Source organism: Rhizobium bangladeshense, assembly GCF_017357245.1.
In the GTDB taxonomy this organism is placed as follows: Bacteria; Pseudomonadota; Alphaproteobacteria; order Rhizobiales; family Rhizobiaceae; genus Rhizobium; species Rhizobium bangladeshense.
Window position 1 is genome coordinate 32787 of sequence record NZ_CP071613.1, and the last position, 14210, is coordinate 46996.

At 59.1% G+C, this 14210-nt stretch carries 19 protein-coding genes; 13 read left to right on the forward strand and 6 right to left on the reverse strand.

The features are described from left to right. Window positions 1–5: 5 nt before the first annotated feature. The 6 genes from J2J98_RS21120 to J2J98_RS21145 all read left to right on the forward strand — a co-directional run bounded on the left by J2J98_RS21120 (window position 6) and on the right by J2J98_RS21145 (window position 4673). Window positions 6–776: an amino acid ABC transporter ATP-binding protein gene (locus J2J98_RS21120; protein ID WP_207603361.1), complete on the forward strand. Its 771-nt coding sequence runs from the start codon at window positions 6–8 to the stop codon at window positions 774–776. Between the two features lie 249 nt (window positions 777–1025). Continuing rightward, window positions 1026–1775 carry a GntR family transcriptional regulator gene (locus J2J98_RS21125; RefSeq protein WP_064713201.1) on the forward strand — a complete coding sequence of 250 codons (750 nt, stop codon included), beginning with the start codon at window positions 1026–1028 and terminating at the stop codon, window positions 1773–1775. A gap of 4 nt (window positions 1776–1779) precedes the next feature. Continuing rightward, the gene (locus J2J98_RS21130) at window positions 1780–2565 is read left to right on the forward strand and encodes a transporter substrate-binding domain-containing protein (protein ID WP_207603362.1); all 786 of its coding nucleotides are present in this window, start codon (window positions 1780–1782) and stop codon (window positions 2563–2565) included. 77 nt (window positions 2566–2642) lie between these two features. After that, window positions 2643–3314, forward strand: a complete 672-nt coding sequence (locus J2J98_RS21135) for an amino acid ABC transporter permease (RefSeq protein ID WP_207603363.1) — start codon at window positions 2643–2645, stop codon at window positions 3312–3314. Then, window positions 3311–3970, forward strand: a complete 660-nt coding sequence (locus J2J98_RS21140) for an amino acid ABC transporter permease (protein ID WP_138396928.1) — start codon at window positions 3311–3313, stop codon at window positions 3968–3970. Before J2J98_RS21135 ends, J2J98_RS21140 begins: the two co-directional genes overlap by 4 nt. Further along, window positions 3948–4673, forward strand: a complete 726-nt coding sequence (locus tag J2J98_RS21145; RefSeq protein WP_138396929.1) for an amino acid ABC transporter ATP-binding protein — start codon at window positions 3948–3950, stop codon at window positions 4671–4673. The genes J2J98_RS21140 and J2J98_RS21145 overlap by 23 nt, the downstream gene beginning before the upstream one ends. A 61-nt stretch (window positions 4674–4734) precedes the next feature. Here J2J98_RS21145 and J2J98_RS30415 read toward each other — a convergent pair whose 3' ends face one another. The 4 genes from J2J98_RS30415 to J2J98_RS30695 form a co-directional block, all read right to left on the reverse strand. Then, complete coding sequence (locus J2J98_RS30415) at window positions 4735–5223, reverse strand: cupin (RefSeq protein WP_138396930.1); 489 nt, start codon at window positions 5221–5223, stop codon at window positions 4735–4737. A 270-nt stretch (window positions 5224–5493) separates the two neighbouring features. Beyond that, the gene (locus tag J2J98_RS21150) at window positions 5494–6156 is read right to left on the reverse strand and encodes a ZinT family metal-binding protein (protein WP_207603364.1); all 663 of its coding nucleotides are present in this window, start codon (window positions 6154–6156) and stop codon (window positions 5494–5496) included. Between the two features lie 208 nt (window positions 6157–6364). After that, window positions 6365–6958: a TetR/AcrR family transcriptional regulator gene (locus J2J98_RS21155; RefSeq protein ID WP_207603365.1), complete on the reverse strand. Its 594-nt coding sequence runs from the start codon at window positions 6956–6958 to the stop codon at window positions 6365–6367. A 226-nt stretch (window positions 6959–7184) separates the two neighbouring features. Beyond that, on the reverse strand, window positions 7185–7307 hold the full coding sequence (locus J2J98_RS30695; protein ID WP_259663932.1) for a hypothetical protein: 123 nt from the start codon (window positions 7305–7307) through the stop codon (window positions 7185–7187). 203 nt (window positions 7308–7510) lie between these two features. Between J2J98_RS30695 and J2J98_RS21160 the strand changes: the two genes are divergently transcribed. After that, window positions 7511–7903: a nuclear transport factor 2 family protein gene (locus J2J98_RS21160; RefSeq protein WP_207603366.1), complete on the forward strand. Its 393-nt coding sequence runs from the start codon at window positions 7511–7513 to the stop codon at window positions 7901–7903. A gap of 132 nt (window positions 7904–8035) precedes the next feature. Here the strand turns inward: J2J98_RS21160 and J2J98_RS21165 are convergent, their stop codons facing one another. Continuing rightward, window positions 8036–8770, reverse strand: coding sequence for a PspA/IM30 family protein (locus tag J2J98_RS21165; protein ID WP_138396933.1), 735 nt, complete (start codon window positions 8768–8770; stop codon window positions 8036–8038). Continuing rightward, on the reverse strand, window positions 8767–9213 hold the full coding sequence (locus tag J2J98_RS21170; protein ID WP_138396934.1) for a YjfI family protein: 447 nt from the start codon (window positions 9211–9213) through the stop codon (window positions 8767–8769). The genes J2J98_RS21165 and J2J98_RS21170 overlap by 4 nt, the downstream gene beginning before the upstream one ends. A gap of 100 nt (window positions 9214–9313) precedes the next feature. Here J2J98_RS21170 and J2J98_RS21175 point away from each other — a divergent pair, with 100 nt between their 5' ends. From J2J98_RS21175 to J2J98_RS21200, 6 genes are all read left to right on the forward strand, one after another. After that, window positions 9314–10369, forward strand: coding sequence for an ion channel (locus J2J98_RS21175; RefSeq protein ID WP_138396935.1), 1056 nt, complete (start codon window positions 9314–9316; stop codon window positions 10367–10369). Further along, a complete protein-coding gene (locus J2J98_RS21180; protein ID WP_207603367.1) occupies window positions 10366–11025 on the forward strand; it encodes a DUF2491 family protein in 660 nt (219 codons plus the stop codon). The genes J2J98_RS21175 and J2J98_RS21180 overlap by 4 nt, the downstream gene beginning before the upstream one ends. A gap of 33 nt (window positions 11026–11058) precedes the next feature. After that, on the forward strand, window positions 11059–11460 hold the full coding sequence (locus J2J98_RS21185) for a DUF350 domain-containing protein (protein WP_138396937.1): 402 nt from the start codon (window positions 11059–11061) through the stop codon (window positions 11458–11460). Window positions 11461–11471: 11 nt separating this feature from the next. Further along, entirely contained in the window at window positions 11472–12065 is a 594-nt protein-coding gene (locus tag J2J98_RS21190; protein ID WP_207603368.1) for a DUF1190 domain-containing protein, read from the forward strand. A gap of 1 nt (window position 12066) precedes the next feature. After that, window positions 12067–13224, forward strand: coding sequence for a glutathionylspermidine synthase family protein (locus J2J98_RS21195; RefSeq protein WP_207603369.1), 1158 nt, complete (start codon window positions 12067–12069; stop codon window positions 13222–13224). A 198-nt stretch (window positions 13225–13422) separates the two neighbouring features. Continuing rightward, the gene (locus J2J98_RS21200) at window positions 13423–13926 is read left to right on the forward strand and encodes an arsenate reductase/protein-tyrosine-phosphatase family protein (RefSeq protein WP_138396940.1); all 504 of its coding nucleotides are present in this window, start codon (window positions 13423–13425) and stop codon (window positions 13924–13926) included. Window positions 13927–14210 lie beyond the last annotated feature (284 nt).

The following is a 14210-nucleotide window of genomic DNA, read 5'->3' on the forward strand; positions in this document are numbered from 1 at the left end:
CCCCGATGGCCAAGACCATTCTCGACATCAAGGGTCTGCGCAAGACTTATGGCATCCACGAAGTTCTCAAGGGCGTCGACTGCGCCGTGCAGGAAGGCGAGGTCATCTCCATCATCGGCTCGTCTGGTTCCGGCAAGACCACCTTGCTGCGCTGCGTCAACATGCTCGAGGAGTTCCAGGGCGGCACGATAAGCCTCGACGGCGAGGAAATCGGCTATCGTGTCGACGGCGGGACGCGGCGGCGCAAGAGCGAGAAGGAAATTGCGCGCCAGCGCGCGCTGACCGGCATGGCTTTTCAGCAGTTCAATCTCTTCCCGCATATGAGTGCGGCCGAAAACGTCATGCTCGGCCTCGTCAAGGTAAAGAAGATGACGAAGCCTGAAGCCCGCATCATTGCCGAAAAATGGCTCGACCGGGTCGGCCTCGCCGCCCGCACCAACCATTATCCCGGTCAACTCTCCGGCGGGCAGCAGCAACGTGTCGCAATTGCCCGCGCTATCGCCATGTCGCCGCGGCTGATGCTGTTCGACGAGGTGACCTCAGCGCTTGACCCGGAATTGGTGGGCGAAGTCCTGCAGGTTATCAAAGGGCTTGCCGCCGACGGCATGACCATGTTGCTCGTCACCCATGAGATGCGCTTCGCCTACGAGGTTTCGTCCCGCGTGATCTTCATGAATCAGGGCGTCATCTGCGAGGAGGGCGATCCGAAGGAAATGTTTGTGCGCCCGAAGACCGAGCGGCTGGCGGAATTCCTCAAAACCTCGAGCTTCAATTAAAGCGGCGATGCGGTTGCCCGTCAAAACTGTCGTCGGCGCCGCTGGACTGATCGAACCGTTGGCTTCGAGGTCGGTCGAGCCTTGAGCGGCGGCACCGGCGACAGGGCCCAATGCCCGGCGAGGGGTGCGCGCTCGCACAAATTTCGTTCAGTCTGCATTCCCCGAAGGCAAACTTCCCGCGAAACATCCGAGACAGCTTGAAAATCCTGAGCGCGGGATCTTTGGCACGAGCCTTGCTTTCTGCCTTGTATGCAAGACAGCCGCACATCCGAGACCACGCAAAAATCTATCGAGGCAACGATCGTCTCCGGGATCCTTTCGGCCAAGATTCGGCCGGGCACGCGTCTTGGCGAGAACCAGCTGGCAACGCTCTTCGGCGTGTCCCGAACCCGCGTCCGTGAAGCGATGATGCGCCTGGAGACACGCGGCATCGTGCATGTCAGCCCCCGGCGGGGCTGGTTCGTCGTCGAGCCGTCCGCTGAGGATGCGATCGCCGTCTATGAGGCGAGGCGCGTCGTCGAGGCCGGATTGCTGCGCAGCATGGGCGTGCTGACGGAGGAGGGACGCAAGGCGCTCGACACCCATCTGAACGAAGAGAGGAATGCAATGGCGGCGGGCGACCGCCAGCGCCTGACCTATTTGATGGGCGATTTCCATATCCGTATCGCGGAATTGAGCGGGAACGCCATCATCGTCGAGATCCTGCGCGACCTGACCGCAAGGACGGTCCTCATTTCAATGCTCTATCAATCCGAATTTCATGCGGCGCAGTCCCACGACGGACACTGCCGCATTTTCGAGGCCATGCAGGCAGGTGATTTTATCAGAGCTGCGGAGCTCTCCGTCGAACATCTTGATGAAGTGGAAATGGGTCTCGACCTCACCGCGCGCCCGGATCCGCTTTCGGATCTGCGCGATTCGCTATCGCTTCCGCCCAGGACCGCATCCTCCATCTCCCAACAGTCAGACCCCAAAATCACAACTTCAAAGGAGCAATGAACACATGCTGACAAGACGAATCTTCTTCGCAATTGCAGCCCTGACCGCAACCTTCAGCTTCAACTCGCCGTCTCAAGCCGATGCTCTCGCCGACATTACGGCGCGCGGGACGCTGCGTGTCGCGGTCCCGCAGGATTTCCCGCCTTTCGGCAGCGTCGGCACCGATATGGCGCCCATGGGTTATGATATCGACATGGCCAATCTCATTGCCGAGAAGCTTGGTGTCAAAGCCGAGCTCGTGCCGGTCACCAGCGCCAACCGCGTACCCTACCTGCAGACGAACAAGGTCGATCTCGTCATATCGAGCCTCGGCAAGAATCCGGAGCGCGAGAAAGTGATCGATTTCTCGGTCGCCTACGCGCCCTTCTTCAACGGCGTGTTCGGGCCGGCCGATCTTTCGGTTGCCAAGGCGGAAGATCTCGCGGGCAAGAGCGTCGGCGTCACGCGCGGCGCCGTGGAGGACCTCGAACTGACGAAGATCGCGCCGGCCGATGCGACGATAAAGCGTTATGAGGACAATAACGGCACCATCTCGGCGTTCCTGTCCGGCCAGGTCGACATCGTCGCTACCGGCAACGTCGTAGCGGCGGCAATCCTTGCCAAAAATCCTCCCAAACGCCCTGAGCTGAAGTTCCTCATCAAGAACTCGCCCTGTTATATCGGCCTCAATAAGGACCAGTCCGCGCTTCTGGAGAAGGTGAACGGCATCGTCGCCGCAGCTAAAGCCGACGGCACGCTGACCGCCATATCGCAAAAGTGGCTCGGCACCGATCTGCCGTCCGATCTGTAAGGAAATCCGGGTCTTTGCGCATGTCTCCCGCGCCCGCGGGATGACATGCGCTCCGTCACCGCAAGAGGGGACAATCCTTGAGCTACCATTTCGAATTCGGCTGGCTGCTTCAATATTACCCGGAGATCATCAAGGGCATACTGATCACTCTGGAGCTCATCGCAGTCGGCGGGGTGCTCGGCATTTCTCTCGGGATCTTTTGCGCCTGGGTGCGGGCGCTCGGCCCGATCTGGCTGAAGCCGGTCGTTGCGGCCTATGTCGAACTGATCCGCAACACGCCGTTCCTGATCCAGCTTTTCTTCATCTTTTTCGGTCTGCCATCGCTTGGCCTCCAGCTTTCCGAATTGACGGCGGCTAATCTCGCGATGGTCATTAACCTCGGTGCCTATAGCTGCGAGATCATCCGTGCGGGCATCCAGGCCACGCCGAAAGGCCAGTTTGAGGCAGGCGAGAGCCTCGCCATGACTCGCTTCGAAACCTTCCGGCATGTCGTTCTCGTACCGTCGCTGCAGCGCATCTGGCCGGCGCTGTCGTCGCAAGTGGTCATCGTCATGCTCGGCTCAGCGGTCGTTTCGCAGATCGCCGCCGAGGATCTGACCTTCGCCGCGAATTTCATACAATCACGAACCTTCCGGGCCTTCGAGGCCTATATCGTCTCGACATCAATCTATCTCGCGCTGGCGATCCTGCTCCGGCAGGTGCTGGGTCTGATCGGCTTGTCCATTTTCCCGAGGAGAGCAGCACGATGATCACCTTCACACTCTGGGACATCCTGCGCAACCTGCTGCTCGCCACCCGCTGGACGATCCTTCTTTCGCTGGTCTCGTTTATCGGCGGCGGTATGGTTGGCCTGTGTCTGCTATTTCTGCGCATCAGCAGGCGCAAAGCCGCCAGGGTATTCGCAAAATATTACATCGAGCTCTTTCAGGGAACGCCGCTGCTGATGCAGCTCTTCATCGCCTTTTTCGGCCTTGGCCTCTTCGGAATAGACGTGCCGGCCTGGCTTGCGGCTGGATTGGCGTTGATCCTGTGGAGCGCCGCCTTCCTCAGTGAAATCTGGCGAGGCTGCGTCGAAGCGGTTGCGAGGGGCCAATGGGAGGCATCCGCCAGCCTCGGGATGGGCCGTCTGCAGCAGTTGCGCTACGTCGTCCTTCCGCAGGCGCTGAGGATCGCTATACCGCCGACCGTCGGTTTCTCCGTTCAGATCATCAAGGGGACCGCCTTGACCTCGATCATCGGCTTCGTCGAATTGTCGAAAGCCGGCACCGTGGTCACCAACGCCACCTTCCAGCCCTTCACCGTCTATGGGCTCGTCGCTCTCATCTACTTCGCCCTTTGCTGGCCCTTGTCGAAAAGCAGCCAGATCCTGGAAAGGAAGCTCAATGTCGCTCATCGAAATCACTGACGTTCGCAAGAGCTACGGAACCAACGAGGTGCTAAAAGGCATTAACCTCAACGTCGAGCCTGGCGAGGTCATTGCCATTATCGGCAAGAGCGGCTCGGGCAAGTCGACCCTGCTTCGCTGCATCAACGGCCTGGAGACCATCACCGACGGATCCATCTCCGTCGCCGGCGCGCAGCTTCTCGATGACGAAGTCCATCTGAAGGCGCTGCGCCTCAAGGTCGGCATGATCTTTCAGCAGTTCAACCTATTCCCGCACCTGACCGCCGGCGGCAATGTCATGCTGTCGCAGACGGTGGTCAAAAAGACTCCCAAGGCTGAAGCAGAGGCGACCGCTCGCAGGATGCTGGAGCGGGTCGGGCTGGGGCACAGGTTCGACGCCTATCCGGATGAGCTGTCGGGCGGCCAGCAGCAGCGCGTCGCCATCGCCCGCGCGCTCGCCATGCAGCCGACAGCACTTCTCTGCGACGAGATTACGTCGGCGCTCGATCCTGAACTGGTCGCCGAAGTGCTGGCCGTGGTGCGCGAACTTGCCGCCGAGGGAATGACGCTGCTCATGGTCACCCACGAGATGAAGTTCGCCCGCGACGTCTGCAGCCGCGTCGTGTTCATGCATCAGGGCCGGGTCCATGAAGCAGGCCGCCCGGAGGATGTCTTCGCCAATCCGCAGACTGCCGAGCTTAGGCAGTTTCTCGGTGTCAGCTAGGCGCGCTTCGCGCATCCCATTCTCGAACCGGTCTTGCGGCCGCACGATTGTTGGCGAATGGCTACCGCCAGCTCTCGGTGAGAAATCCCGACGGGCCTTGGACGGGGTCGCTGTGTGGGATGGGTACTGACGAGATTCTTGCGAGCATTTCGCTTGATGCAGCCGAGGTCTGAATGTCGGCATGCTGTCCCTCAGGATAAGCGCCGACAACCTGGAAGTCCGACGTACAGCCGAGATTCTGGTGCCCTGTCCCGGCTGGCAGCACCAGACAGTCCCCCGCCGTGACCTTCATTGCTTGACCGCCGGGACCGCCAATTAGAAGAGTGGCGCTACCCCATGCCACTCCGAGTGCCTCATGTGCGCTGGTATGGTAGTGCTGATAATCAAAGACACCGTTCGTCCAGATGCCTGCCCAACCGCTTGCTGCGAAGCGACCTTTGAAGTCACAATGTCCGTGGTCGCCAAAAACCCCCTTGTAAAGTATCACAGGAAGGCGCTGATTGTTCGGGACCCAGTCGCTCGGCTCGAAAATTGTCGTTTCGACGTGCATGTTGAATGCCTAGTTTGTCACCGATGCCGCGGCGCGAGGGCGCAGAGCCGTTGAAGCTGTTCACACAGGTAGATTGCGGCTCTTTTGACTGAAGTCATTGACGATCACGTACTTCAGAAACTTCTGTGATTGCCAAAGGTTCCTCGCGCGCTGCAGCCTAGGTGAGGATAGCGGAGACCCGGCAGCTGCCGCCGGATGCTCCACGCTCCAAGCAAGCACATGAGAGGCGCTTTGGCCCCCGCTCCGCCTATGTGCGGTCGCCTCGGCCAGTCAGTGACTCAGCATCTCTTCAGCGATCTGCTTCCCAGTCAGCCTCGCGGGGTAGTAGGTCGGCCAGTTGGTGACCTCATTCAGCAGCGCGGCGCGGTCATTGCCCCAATAAAGATGGTAGTGATCGGCCTTCTCGGGAGCGACGATGTGGTCGCTGAACTGGATGAATCGAGGTGCGGCGTCATGACCGGCGATTTTCCTGAAGATGAAACGAACCCCTCGATTGCCCTTCTTGTAGGTAAGGATTTCGTGCCCATCCGTCTCGTAGTCTCCGGTCGCCGAGTCCTTGCCTTGGAAAAACGTAACCTTTTTTCCATTGATGACGATCCGGTCGACGTCAGTCTTGTATCCGGTGTCGTAGTAGGCACGATATTCTCCGGCGCTCTTGTCGCCATGTTTCGCCTTGTCCACCATCACAGGATCCAAGGTTCCGTCAAGAAGATAGGGGTAGACCGACTGCCAGTCGCCTTCCCAGTCTGACAGTTCACGCGCCTTTACCTGATCGTCATCGAAATACCCATCATACACCGACCCCTTGTTATCGTGGGAATGGCTGTGGCTGTGATTGCTTCCCGAAGATGTCTGGGCGCCTGCCGTTCCTGCAAAGGTCAATGTTGCGGATACAGCCAGTGCGTAGCTGAGTGTTGTGATCGCCTTGGTCATTCACCGAAATCCTTTCGATTGGCCGGCACGGCCTTCGCCTGTTCGTGATGTAATAACATTACAAAAGCCGATTAGCGTGCTTTGACTGCAAGCGCAAGGGGGAAACCGCTGATGCGCGTCGCGTGGTGATCACCATTCAAATGCATGACATCCAGGGCTCAGAAGGCGCCCACCGCTGCAAGCTCCGGTTCAAACCCGCATCGGGCCGTCACCTTCTGCTTTCGGGCATGAGTGCCAATCGCAAAACCCGCATCAACAGCCGTATGGAGTCATCGGATGAGCCATCGGCGCGGAAATTGTGCTTTATTCCATCCATCGCAGCCGCAATAAGGGCAGCGAGGTCGGCAGGTCGGGCTCCTGATGCCGCCAAATCGATTTCCCCTCGATCTTGGGCGTCCTCCACGGCCTCTGACAGTAGCGAGATGAGCTTCGATCGGGCGGCGATCGTTATGTCCTCGGCGAGCTCCATGTTCGCATCGAACAGTTCCTTGGCGTTTTCGCTTTTGCCGAACGGGGCGATCAACCCTTCCTGGAAGGCGGAAATGGCAGCTGCAATGCGATCAATTACGTCTCCCACCCGATCAAGCACCGCCTCCACCTCGGCCATCGTCAATCGGTGCGCACGGACTGAACCGGCCCGAAACAGTTCTTCCTTGCTGTTGAAAGCAAGATAGAGCGAAGCGCGCGATATCCCCGCCGTGCGCGCAATATCCGCCATAGTGGTCTTCTGAAAACCGTACCGGGCGAACACTGGTAGCGCCGAATCCAGGATGTGGGCTAATTTGCGATCTTCATCCTTCATATGGACACATTGACATTATTTGTCAGAGGTGTCAAAAGCCACATGGACAAATTGAGTCCAATTGTCTAATTGGCGCCATCGTAGGAGTAGGATGATAAACCCGTCGGCATTGCCGAAAGATACACGGCCCTCGTCACAGGTATCAGTGGCTTCCTCCGCGGGCATGTGGCGCTGCAGTTGCTGCAACAAGGTTATCGCGTTCGTGGAAGCATTCGTGGGGATCCATTCAGCGCCGGAGATCCGGTCGCGCTTCCAGCCGTTCGCCAAAAGTCTCAACTTCGTCGAAGCCGGCCTCGACCAAGACCTCTGCTGGGCGGACGCGGTCGAGGGCTGTGATTATGTCATCCATACGGCGTTTCCATTTCCAAGCGGCGTGGTGTGGGATGTGGCAGGACTCATCCGGACAGCGCGGGAGGGTGCTCTCCGCGTGTTGCGCGCGGCCCATTCCGGGAAAGTGCAAAAGGTCGCCCTTACCTCATCCATCGGGCCTTGTGGCCACCGCTCGTCGAAATTGACCGCGCCGCGAAAAGCAAATGCATTCAGGAGTTGAGAATGACAAGCGATGTTCAAACTGAGGCTGACAACATCCGTGAGATCGAGCGGACCCGACTGCGTGCACTGGTCGAAGCCGATATATCAGCAGCCAAACCTCTTCACGCCGATGATTTTCAACTGATCACGCCAATCGGCGTGGCCCTCTCGCGCGATGAATATCTAGGCGCCGTCGCAGCCGGACACATCAAATATCGGGTTTGGGAGCCGGGTGACATTGCGGTTCGCCTCCATGGACCCGTCGCCGTGATACGGTATCGTGCGCGCCTCGAAGTTTTCTTCAACGGACACGCCGTGCCGCCTGCGGAATATTGGCACACAGATACTTATGAACACCGCGAAGGCGAATGGATGGTTGTCTGGTCGCAGGCAACAGCCGTCGGGCGCCAATAGCCACGGGATCGGCTTTTCACTGCCGTCCGTGACGAAAGAGATCTTCGCCTTTGCGAGATCCAGCGAAGTTCCTCGTGCGGCCGCTCCGTCTTCAGGAATAAATTTGTCGACGGGCCGCCGCTCCGGGAATTTTCAGTCTTTGTTGCCGGCGGGCGCTGGCAGCAAGACCGGGTCGGCGGAATGCCTCGGTATCATCAGCTGTGCAAGGATGTCGTCGGCCGATTCACTCGAACTGCCAATGCCGGCCTCGCGCAGCTGACGATCGAGATCGCTGCCGTTTTCCAGCGCTGCCAGTTCAGCGCCGGCTTCGATGCGGCCGGCGGTGATTTCCTGGCGCTTCTTGATGCGTTCGAGACTTTGGACGGCGCTGCCGAGACGGGTGTTGATGCCCGACTGGCTATGGGCAATCGCCGACTGAGCCCGCAGCAGCGACTCATTGGCTTTGACATTCTCCACCTCGCGCTTCATCTGCGCGATACGCGATTCGGTCTCCTGGATCGTGCGCAGCATCTGCTGCTGGCGAGGCAGCAGCCGATCGAGTTCGTCCTGGTCTCGCTGCATTTCGGCGCGACTGTTGGCAATGCGCTGCGCGAGACCCTGCGCGAGATCCGTGCGGCCCGCTGAGATCGCCGCCCGGGCGCTGTCGGTGTCCTTGGCTTCCTTCGCACGGTTTTCTTCGAGCCGGCGCATGACGCTCTTGTTCGACGCCATGATGCCGGCCAAATCGGAGCGCGCCCGGCGCAGCGACTGTTCGGCATCGCGGATTTCTTGGTCGAGGATGCGCATCGACTGGCTGTCGGCGGCCGCTTCCGCTGCCTCGTTAATGCCGCCGCGAATGGCGGTAAAAATCTTTCCCCAGGTGCTCACGCTGCAATCTCCCCGCTTTTCCATTCTTCAATCATGTGCGCCGCATCGACCGCATTGGCAGCCAGTATGGCGACTTCCTCGACCACGGTCTCGCCCGACGAGCGCGCCGACAGCGAGCCGAACAATTCATACCATTCCTCGCCATCAATCGTGGTGATGCCGAAGCTCGACAGCGGCACGAACTTGTGCGTCTTGAGAACCATCCGTTCGAAGGCTTCCCGGTTGGGCACGTCTTTGCATGGTGCAAGGACAACGCTGACGAGAATATCGCGCTCTCCGCTCACCGTGACGAAGACGTCCAGATCGCCTCTTTCCTTAAGGGTTACGCAGATGACGTCTCCATGTTCGGGTACGGCTACATCAACATCGCCCAGCGCTTCCGGATCGGCCGCGAATAGGCGCGTTAAAGTCGTAAGGTTCCAGGTCTCCAAAAGGTCCTCCATCGGTTGGCGTCGCAAATATCTGGGTAGTCGGATTACAACTTAAAGGTCTGGCGCGCGAAATAAATTCCGGTAGGCTACAGCTTAGAACGGGGGGAATCGCTTGCCATTTATCGCTTCATTACTGCGGCGTGTATATCTGTCGCTCAGCGAATTGGCGTGGTCAGCCCTTCTGCTTATCCTTGTTGCCCATCTGGTTGCTTCCTACCTGCTCTTTTTGCTGGCCGGCGAGGACGATCTCGTCGGCAGCCCGGTCGATTTTCTCTATTACTATATGGTTACGGCAACGACTGTCGGCTATGGCGATCTTTCCCCGAAATCAGGACTCGGCCGCATCATCACCGTTCTGGTCGTCCTGCCTGGTGGCATTGCCATCTTTACCGCTGTTCTTGGCAAGTTGTTGACGGCTATCGGTACGATCTGGAGGAATCGCATGCGCGGACTGGGTGATTACAGCGAACGTACCGGTCATATCATCGTTTTGGGCTGGCAGGAGGGGCAGACATACCAAACGCTGCGGCTGCTGCATTCCGAGCGGCATGCCAACGAACCGATGACCGTTCTGGTCGCCAAGGACCTGCCGGAAAATCCCGCCAGCAATTATGCCGACTATATCAGAACGGAGCGGCTGGCCGATGCCGACGCTTTGCTGCGGGCCGGAGTGGCCAAGGCGCGTGCGATCATAGCGCGCGGAGCAAATGACGATGAAACGCTGGCCGCCGTCCTGATTGCCGAGGATCAGGCGCCCAATGCCCATATCGTAGCCTATTTCGCCGATGATCGCACAGCGCAGATGGTCAAGCAGCGTCGGCCGCGTGTCGAGGCTGTGGGTTCGCTCGCCGAGGAGCTTCTGTCGCGCTCCGCACGGGATCCGGGCTCTTCGGAAATAGCCGCACGGTTGTTATCGGCCGCATCCACTGACACGGCCTTTTCCCTGGCGGTGCCGCCCTTGGAAACGCCCCTGTCCTATGGCGACGTGTTTTTAAGCCTCAAGCGTCGGCATAATGTAACGCTCGTAGGCATGCTGAGCCACGGCGTAACGGACCTCAATTGCCGGGACGAGACGCTGATGCAGGGCGGCGAGACCCTTTACTACATCAGCGGAATGCGGCTAGATCCCGCTGTCATTGCCTGGGCTCGATTGGGAGACGTGACATGATCGGCTGGTTCGGCGGAAACAAGAATGAGAAGCCCTTGGCCGAAGAGCTTGGCCCGCTGAGCGCGGCCATAGGCGGGGCGCTCGAGATCGATTTCCTCTCCCTCGAAGCCTATGCTTTGGGCGGTGAGCCGGCCATGCCGCTGCCTCGAAGCGGGCCGTTCATCATCGCCGGCTACGGTGAGGTTTCACTCGATGCCGCAACCGTTCTGTCGCGCTATTATGATGAAGAGAACCGGATGATTCAGGTGATGTCGGCGGCGGGCAAGCCGGGTGAAGCGATCGACGACATCAGCTTTTATCAGCCTTGGGACAGCGTCGTGCCCGTCAGCCAAAGCGAATGGAACCGCTGGACCGGGCCGAATGGCCTGATCGGCCAGCCATCTTATGATGCTGATGGGATCCTCTATAACCGATTCTGGGGCGACGGGCCGGAACGGGCGCAACTAGTGGAATTTGTCGAAAAGGTCGACGATGGTGAGGCGCAGCGCTCCATCCATCAGACCTGCATGTTGTATTACCGCCCACTTGGCTCGACGCGGGAGATGCTTCTGATCAACGTCGAGCGCGACCTCGATCTCGGACAGAGGCAGGCGGGCAGCTCGGTGGAATTTCTGATCGGTTATGGATTGGCTCCGGCCGACGTTCGTCGCGTCTGAGAGACTTGTCGATTTCAATGGAGGACTTTTTCGATGCTCGACTACGTGGCGGGGCTGCCTGCTTTCCTCGGTTATTTCGCCGTCGGTCTTGCCGCATACGCGGTTTTCGCGGTGATCTATACCTGGTTGACCCCGCAAAAGGAGGTTCAGCTTATTCGCGCCGGCAATCTTGCGGCCGTCACGGCTTTCTTAGGCGCACTTGTCGGCTTCAGCCTGCCTCTGGCTTCGGCCGCAGCCAATTCGGTCAGCATCGTCGACTATATCATTTGGGCGGTGATAGGCACTCTGGCGCAGATCCTCGCTTTCTACATAGCAAACTTCACCATGAAAGATCTGCATGACAAGATCACTGCCGACGACATCGCTGCCGGTATATGGGGCGGCGGAATCGCGCTCGTCGTCGGTATTCTCAACGCCGCCTGCATGACCTATTGAGGGAGGGAAAGATGCGCAGACGCATGAGCGGGCACAGGCGACCTTTCCTGGCCCTTGGCACCATCGCTGCCTCAACCCTGGCGCTGTCCGGCTGCGGCGAGGAGGCTCCTTCGGATATAATGTTCACTTCCGTCGACCAATGCGTGGCCGCTGGCATGGATCGGCAGGTCTGCCAGACCGGCTATCAGGATGCCATGCGCGCCCATCTCGCCGCAGCGCCGCGTTTCAATGGCATGGCCGCCTGCGAGGCCGAATACGGCAAGGGCCAGTGCACCGAACAGCCGGCCAACACTGTCACCAACAATGGCGGCGGAGGCGGCAACTTCTTCGTGCCGTTCCTGGCAGGCTACGTGCTGTCTTCGGCACTCAACAATATCAGCGACTATTACGACTATCGCCGGCGCCAGGAGGCGAGTGGTTCCTATTACGGCTCGACGCCTATCTATCGCAACCGCTCGGGGCAGACGGTCACAACCACCGTTCGTTCGGGCAGCGACAGCGTGACGGTGCCCTCGCGCCAGAGTGTCAAGCCGGTCAACGTCAATACCCGCACCGTTGCCCGGCAAGGCTTCGGCGGCCGTTCGTCCTTCAGTTTCGGCGGCTGACATGAATCGCATCACCCTTCCGGCGCGTCCTGACTGGCGTGACAAGGCGCGGGCCGTCGGCTTCGGATTTCACGTCATGTATGGCGAGCCCTATTGGCTCGATGATGCCGCTTATACGTTCACGCTCGATGAGATCGAGATGCAGATCGAGGAGCCGAGCCAGGAACTGCATGATATGTGCATGGATCTGGTCGGCGAGATCGTCAGCAGCGAAGAGTCGCTCGACAGGCTGGCCATTCCGGAGGATCTGCGGGATGTGGTGCAGCGATCTTGGCAGCGCCGCGACCGGCACCTCTATGGCCGTTTTGATCTTGCTTATGACGGCAACGGCCCGGCCAAGTTGCTCGAATACAACGCCGATACCCCCACCTCGGTATTCGAGACGGCCTATTTCCAGTTCAACTGGCTGACCGATCAGGTTGCTTTGGGTGTTCTGCCCAAAGATTCGGACCAGTATAATTTCCTGCAGGAAAGCCTTGTCGAGGCGTTCGACCAATTTCCCAAGGAGTCAATCTTCCACTTCGCCGCGATAACCGACAATGAGGAGGATCGAGGCACGACGGTCTACCTCATGGATTGTGCGGTGCAGGCGGGCCATCGCGTCGAGCTTCTGGACATTCGGGAGATCGGCATCGATGCGCAGGGTCGCTACACCGACCTCAAGGATCGGGTGATCGACCGTTGCTTCAAGCTGTACCCATGGGAATTCATGCTGCGCGAGCCCTTCGCTCGCGAACTGGCGCGCTCCGGCGATGTTTTCGTTGAGCCCGCCTGGAAGTCCGTGCTCTCCAACAAAGGGCTTCTGCCGCTGCTCTGGCGGCGCCACCCTAATCACCCGAACCTGCTGCCGAGTTATTTCCACGATGACCCGGCCGCTTCGACCCTGACCGACTACGTGCGCAAACCACTCTTGTCGAGAGAAGGCGAGAACGTGACGATATTTCGAGAGGGGAGGGAGCTGATTTCCGCGCCCGGCGATTATGGCGACGAAGGGTTCATCGTTCAGGCCTATGCACCGCTTTTCGAAAGCGACAGCGGTTTTGCCGTGCTTGGCAGCTGGATCGCCGGCGACCGTGCCTGCGGCCTTGCCGTCCGCGAGGACCGCTCGCGTATAACCGCAAATCTATCGCGTTTCGTGCCGCACGTCATAGTCGGGTAAATGGATCGGCGAAGCAGTCGTCCGTCTCCCATGGTCTCAAACGCGAGGCCGTTTTTGAGCGTCGGACACCGGCAGGATTTTGGACTGCTTTGCCTGCCCTTGTCGTCGGGGAGGCCACAGTCGTTCCGCTTCATAAAACTGTCACCGAACCTTGGCATAGCTCTATCGATTTCCGATATCGCTATCCGAGGGGGATTGATGCAGGACGGAATCTATCGCGTGCTCTTTCTATCACGGCGCAATTCCGCACGTAGCGTGATGGCTGAAGCAATCCTGAACAAGATCGGCAAGGGACGATTCAAAGCCTTCAGCGCTGCTGTCGATCCGGCGCCGGTGATCGAGCCCACCGTCCTGCAGCTGCTTCGGAACGAAGACTACCCGATTGAAGACATCAAGCCTCGGCATTTCCGGGATTTTGCGGATGCTGGGGCGACCGACCTGGATTTTGTCTTCACCCTCAGTGATACCGCCGCCGGCGAAGCGCTTCCGGAATGGCCGGGCCTGCCGATCACCGGGCATTGGCGCTGTCCTGACCCGATCCTTGTCGAAGACGAGGCTTGGCAACGCAAGCAGGCCTTTATGCAGGTCCTGACCGGGTTGGAGAGGCGCCTGAACATCTTTATCAACCTGCCATTTGCTTCGTTGGATCGGATGAGCCTGCAGCACCACATCAAGGACATTGGTGACGCGGAGAAGGCTTAGGGCTCTGACGCTGGAATAGTTAGCGACGTTCAGAGAACAGGCAACCTGGCCAGCTACAGGGTGGTTCGTGTGGCTGCATCGAGCGCCGTTTCCTGACAATGGGCAAGCAGATCCCCGTCCACCGTGATCATCTTCCGGCTTGCATTTCGGAGGCGGAAAGTTGGTTGGAGTTGGCCTTTTGCAGAGAATGACGCTCCAGAGACAGCTTCACCCACCTCATGCCGACGGTCACTCGTTCATCATCCGGTTGTGATCTTACAAAGATAAAGCCGCTGTCGGAATTG

Bases quoted from the DNA above. Each gene is read 5' to 3' on its own strand.
- J2J98_RS21120 (WP_207603361.1), top strand. From the start codon at position 6: ATGGCCAAGACCATTCTCGACATCAAGGGTCTGCGCAAGACTTATGGC.
- J2J98_RS21125 (WP_064713201.1), top strand. From the start codon at position 1,026: ATGCAAGACAGCCGCACATCCGAGACCACGCAAAAATCTATCGAGGCA.
- J2J98_RS21130 (WP_207603362.1), top strand. From the start codon at position 1,780: ATGCTGACAAGACGAATCTTCTTCGCAATTGCAGCCCTGACCGCAACC.
- J2J98_RS21140 (WP_138396928.1), top strand. From the start codon at position 3,311: ATGATCACCTTCACACTCTGGGACATCCTGCGCAACCTGCTGCTCGCC.
- J2J98_RS21145 (WP_138396929.1), top strand. From the start codon at position 3,948: ATGTCGCTCATCGAAATCACTGACGTTCGCAAGAGCTACGGAACCAAC.
- J2J98_RS30415 (WP_138396930.1), bottom strand. From the start codon at position 5,223: ATGCACGTCGAAACGACAATTTTCGAGCCGAGCGACTGGGTCCCGAAC.
- J2J98_RS21150 (WP_207603364.1), bottom strand. From the start codon at position 6,156: ATGACCAAGGCGATCACAACACTCAGCTACGCACTGGCTGTATCCGCA.
- J2J98_RS21155 (WP_207603365.1), bottom strand. From the start codon at position 6,958: ATGAAGGATGAAGATCGCAAATTAGCCCACATCCTGGATTCGGCGCTA.
- J2J98_RS30695 (WP_259663932.1), bottom strand. From the start codon at position 7,307: ATGGATGACATAATCACAGCCCTCGACCGCGTCCGCCCAGCAGAGGTC.
- J2J98_RS21160 (WP_207603366.1), top strand. From the start codon at position 7,511: ATGACAAGCGATGTTCAAACTGAGGCTGACAACATCCGTGAGATCGAG.
- J2J98_RS21170 (WP_138396934.1), bottom strand. From the start codon at position 9,213: ATGGAGGACCTTTTGGAGACCTGGAACCTTACGACTTTAACGCGCCTA.
- J2J98_RS21180 (WP_207603367.1), top strand. From the start codon at position 10,366: ATGATCGGCTGGTTCGGCGGAAACAAGAATGAGAAGCCCTTGGCCGAA.
- J2J98_RS21185 (WP_138396937.1), top strand. From the start codon at position 11,059: ATGCTCGACTACGTGGCGGGGCTGCCTGCTTTCCTCGGTTATTTCGCC.
- J2J98_RS21190 (WP_207603368.1), top strand. From the start codon at position 11,472: ATGCGCAGACGCATGAGCGGGCACAGGCGACCTTTCCTGGCCCTTGGC.
- J2J98_RS21195 (WP_207603369.1), top strand. From the start codon at position 12,067: ATGAATCGCATCACCCTTCCGGCGCGTCCTGACTGGCGTGACAAGGCG.
- J2J98_RS21200 (WP_138396940.1), top strand. From the start codon at position 13,423: ATGCAGGACGGAATCTATCGCGTGCTCTTTCTATCACGGCGCAATTCC.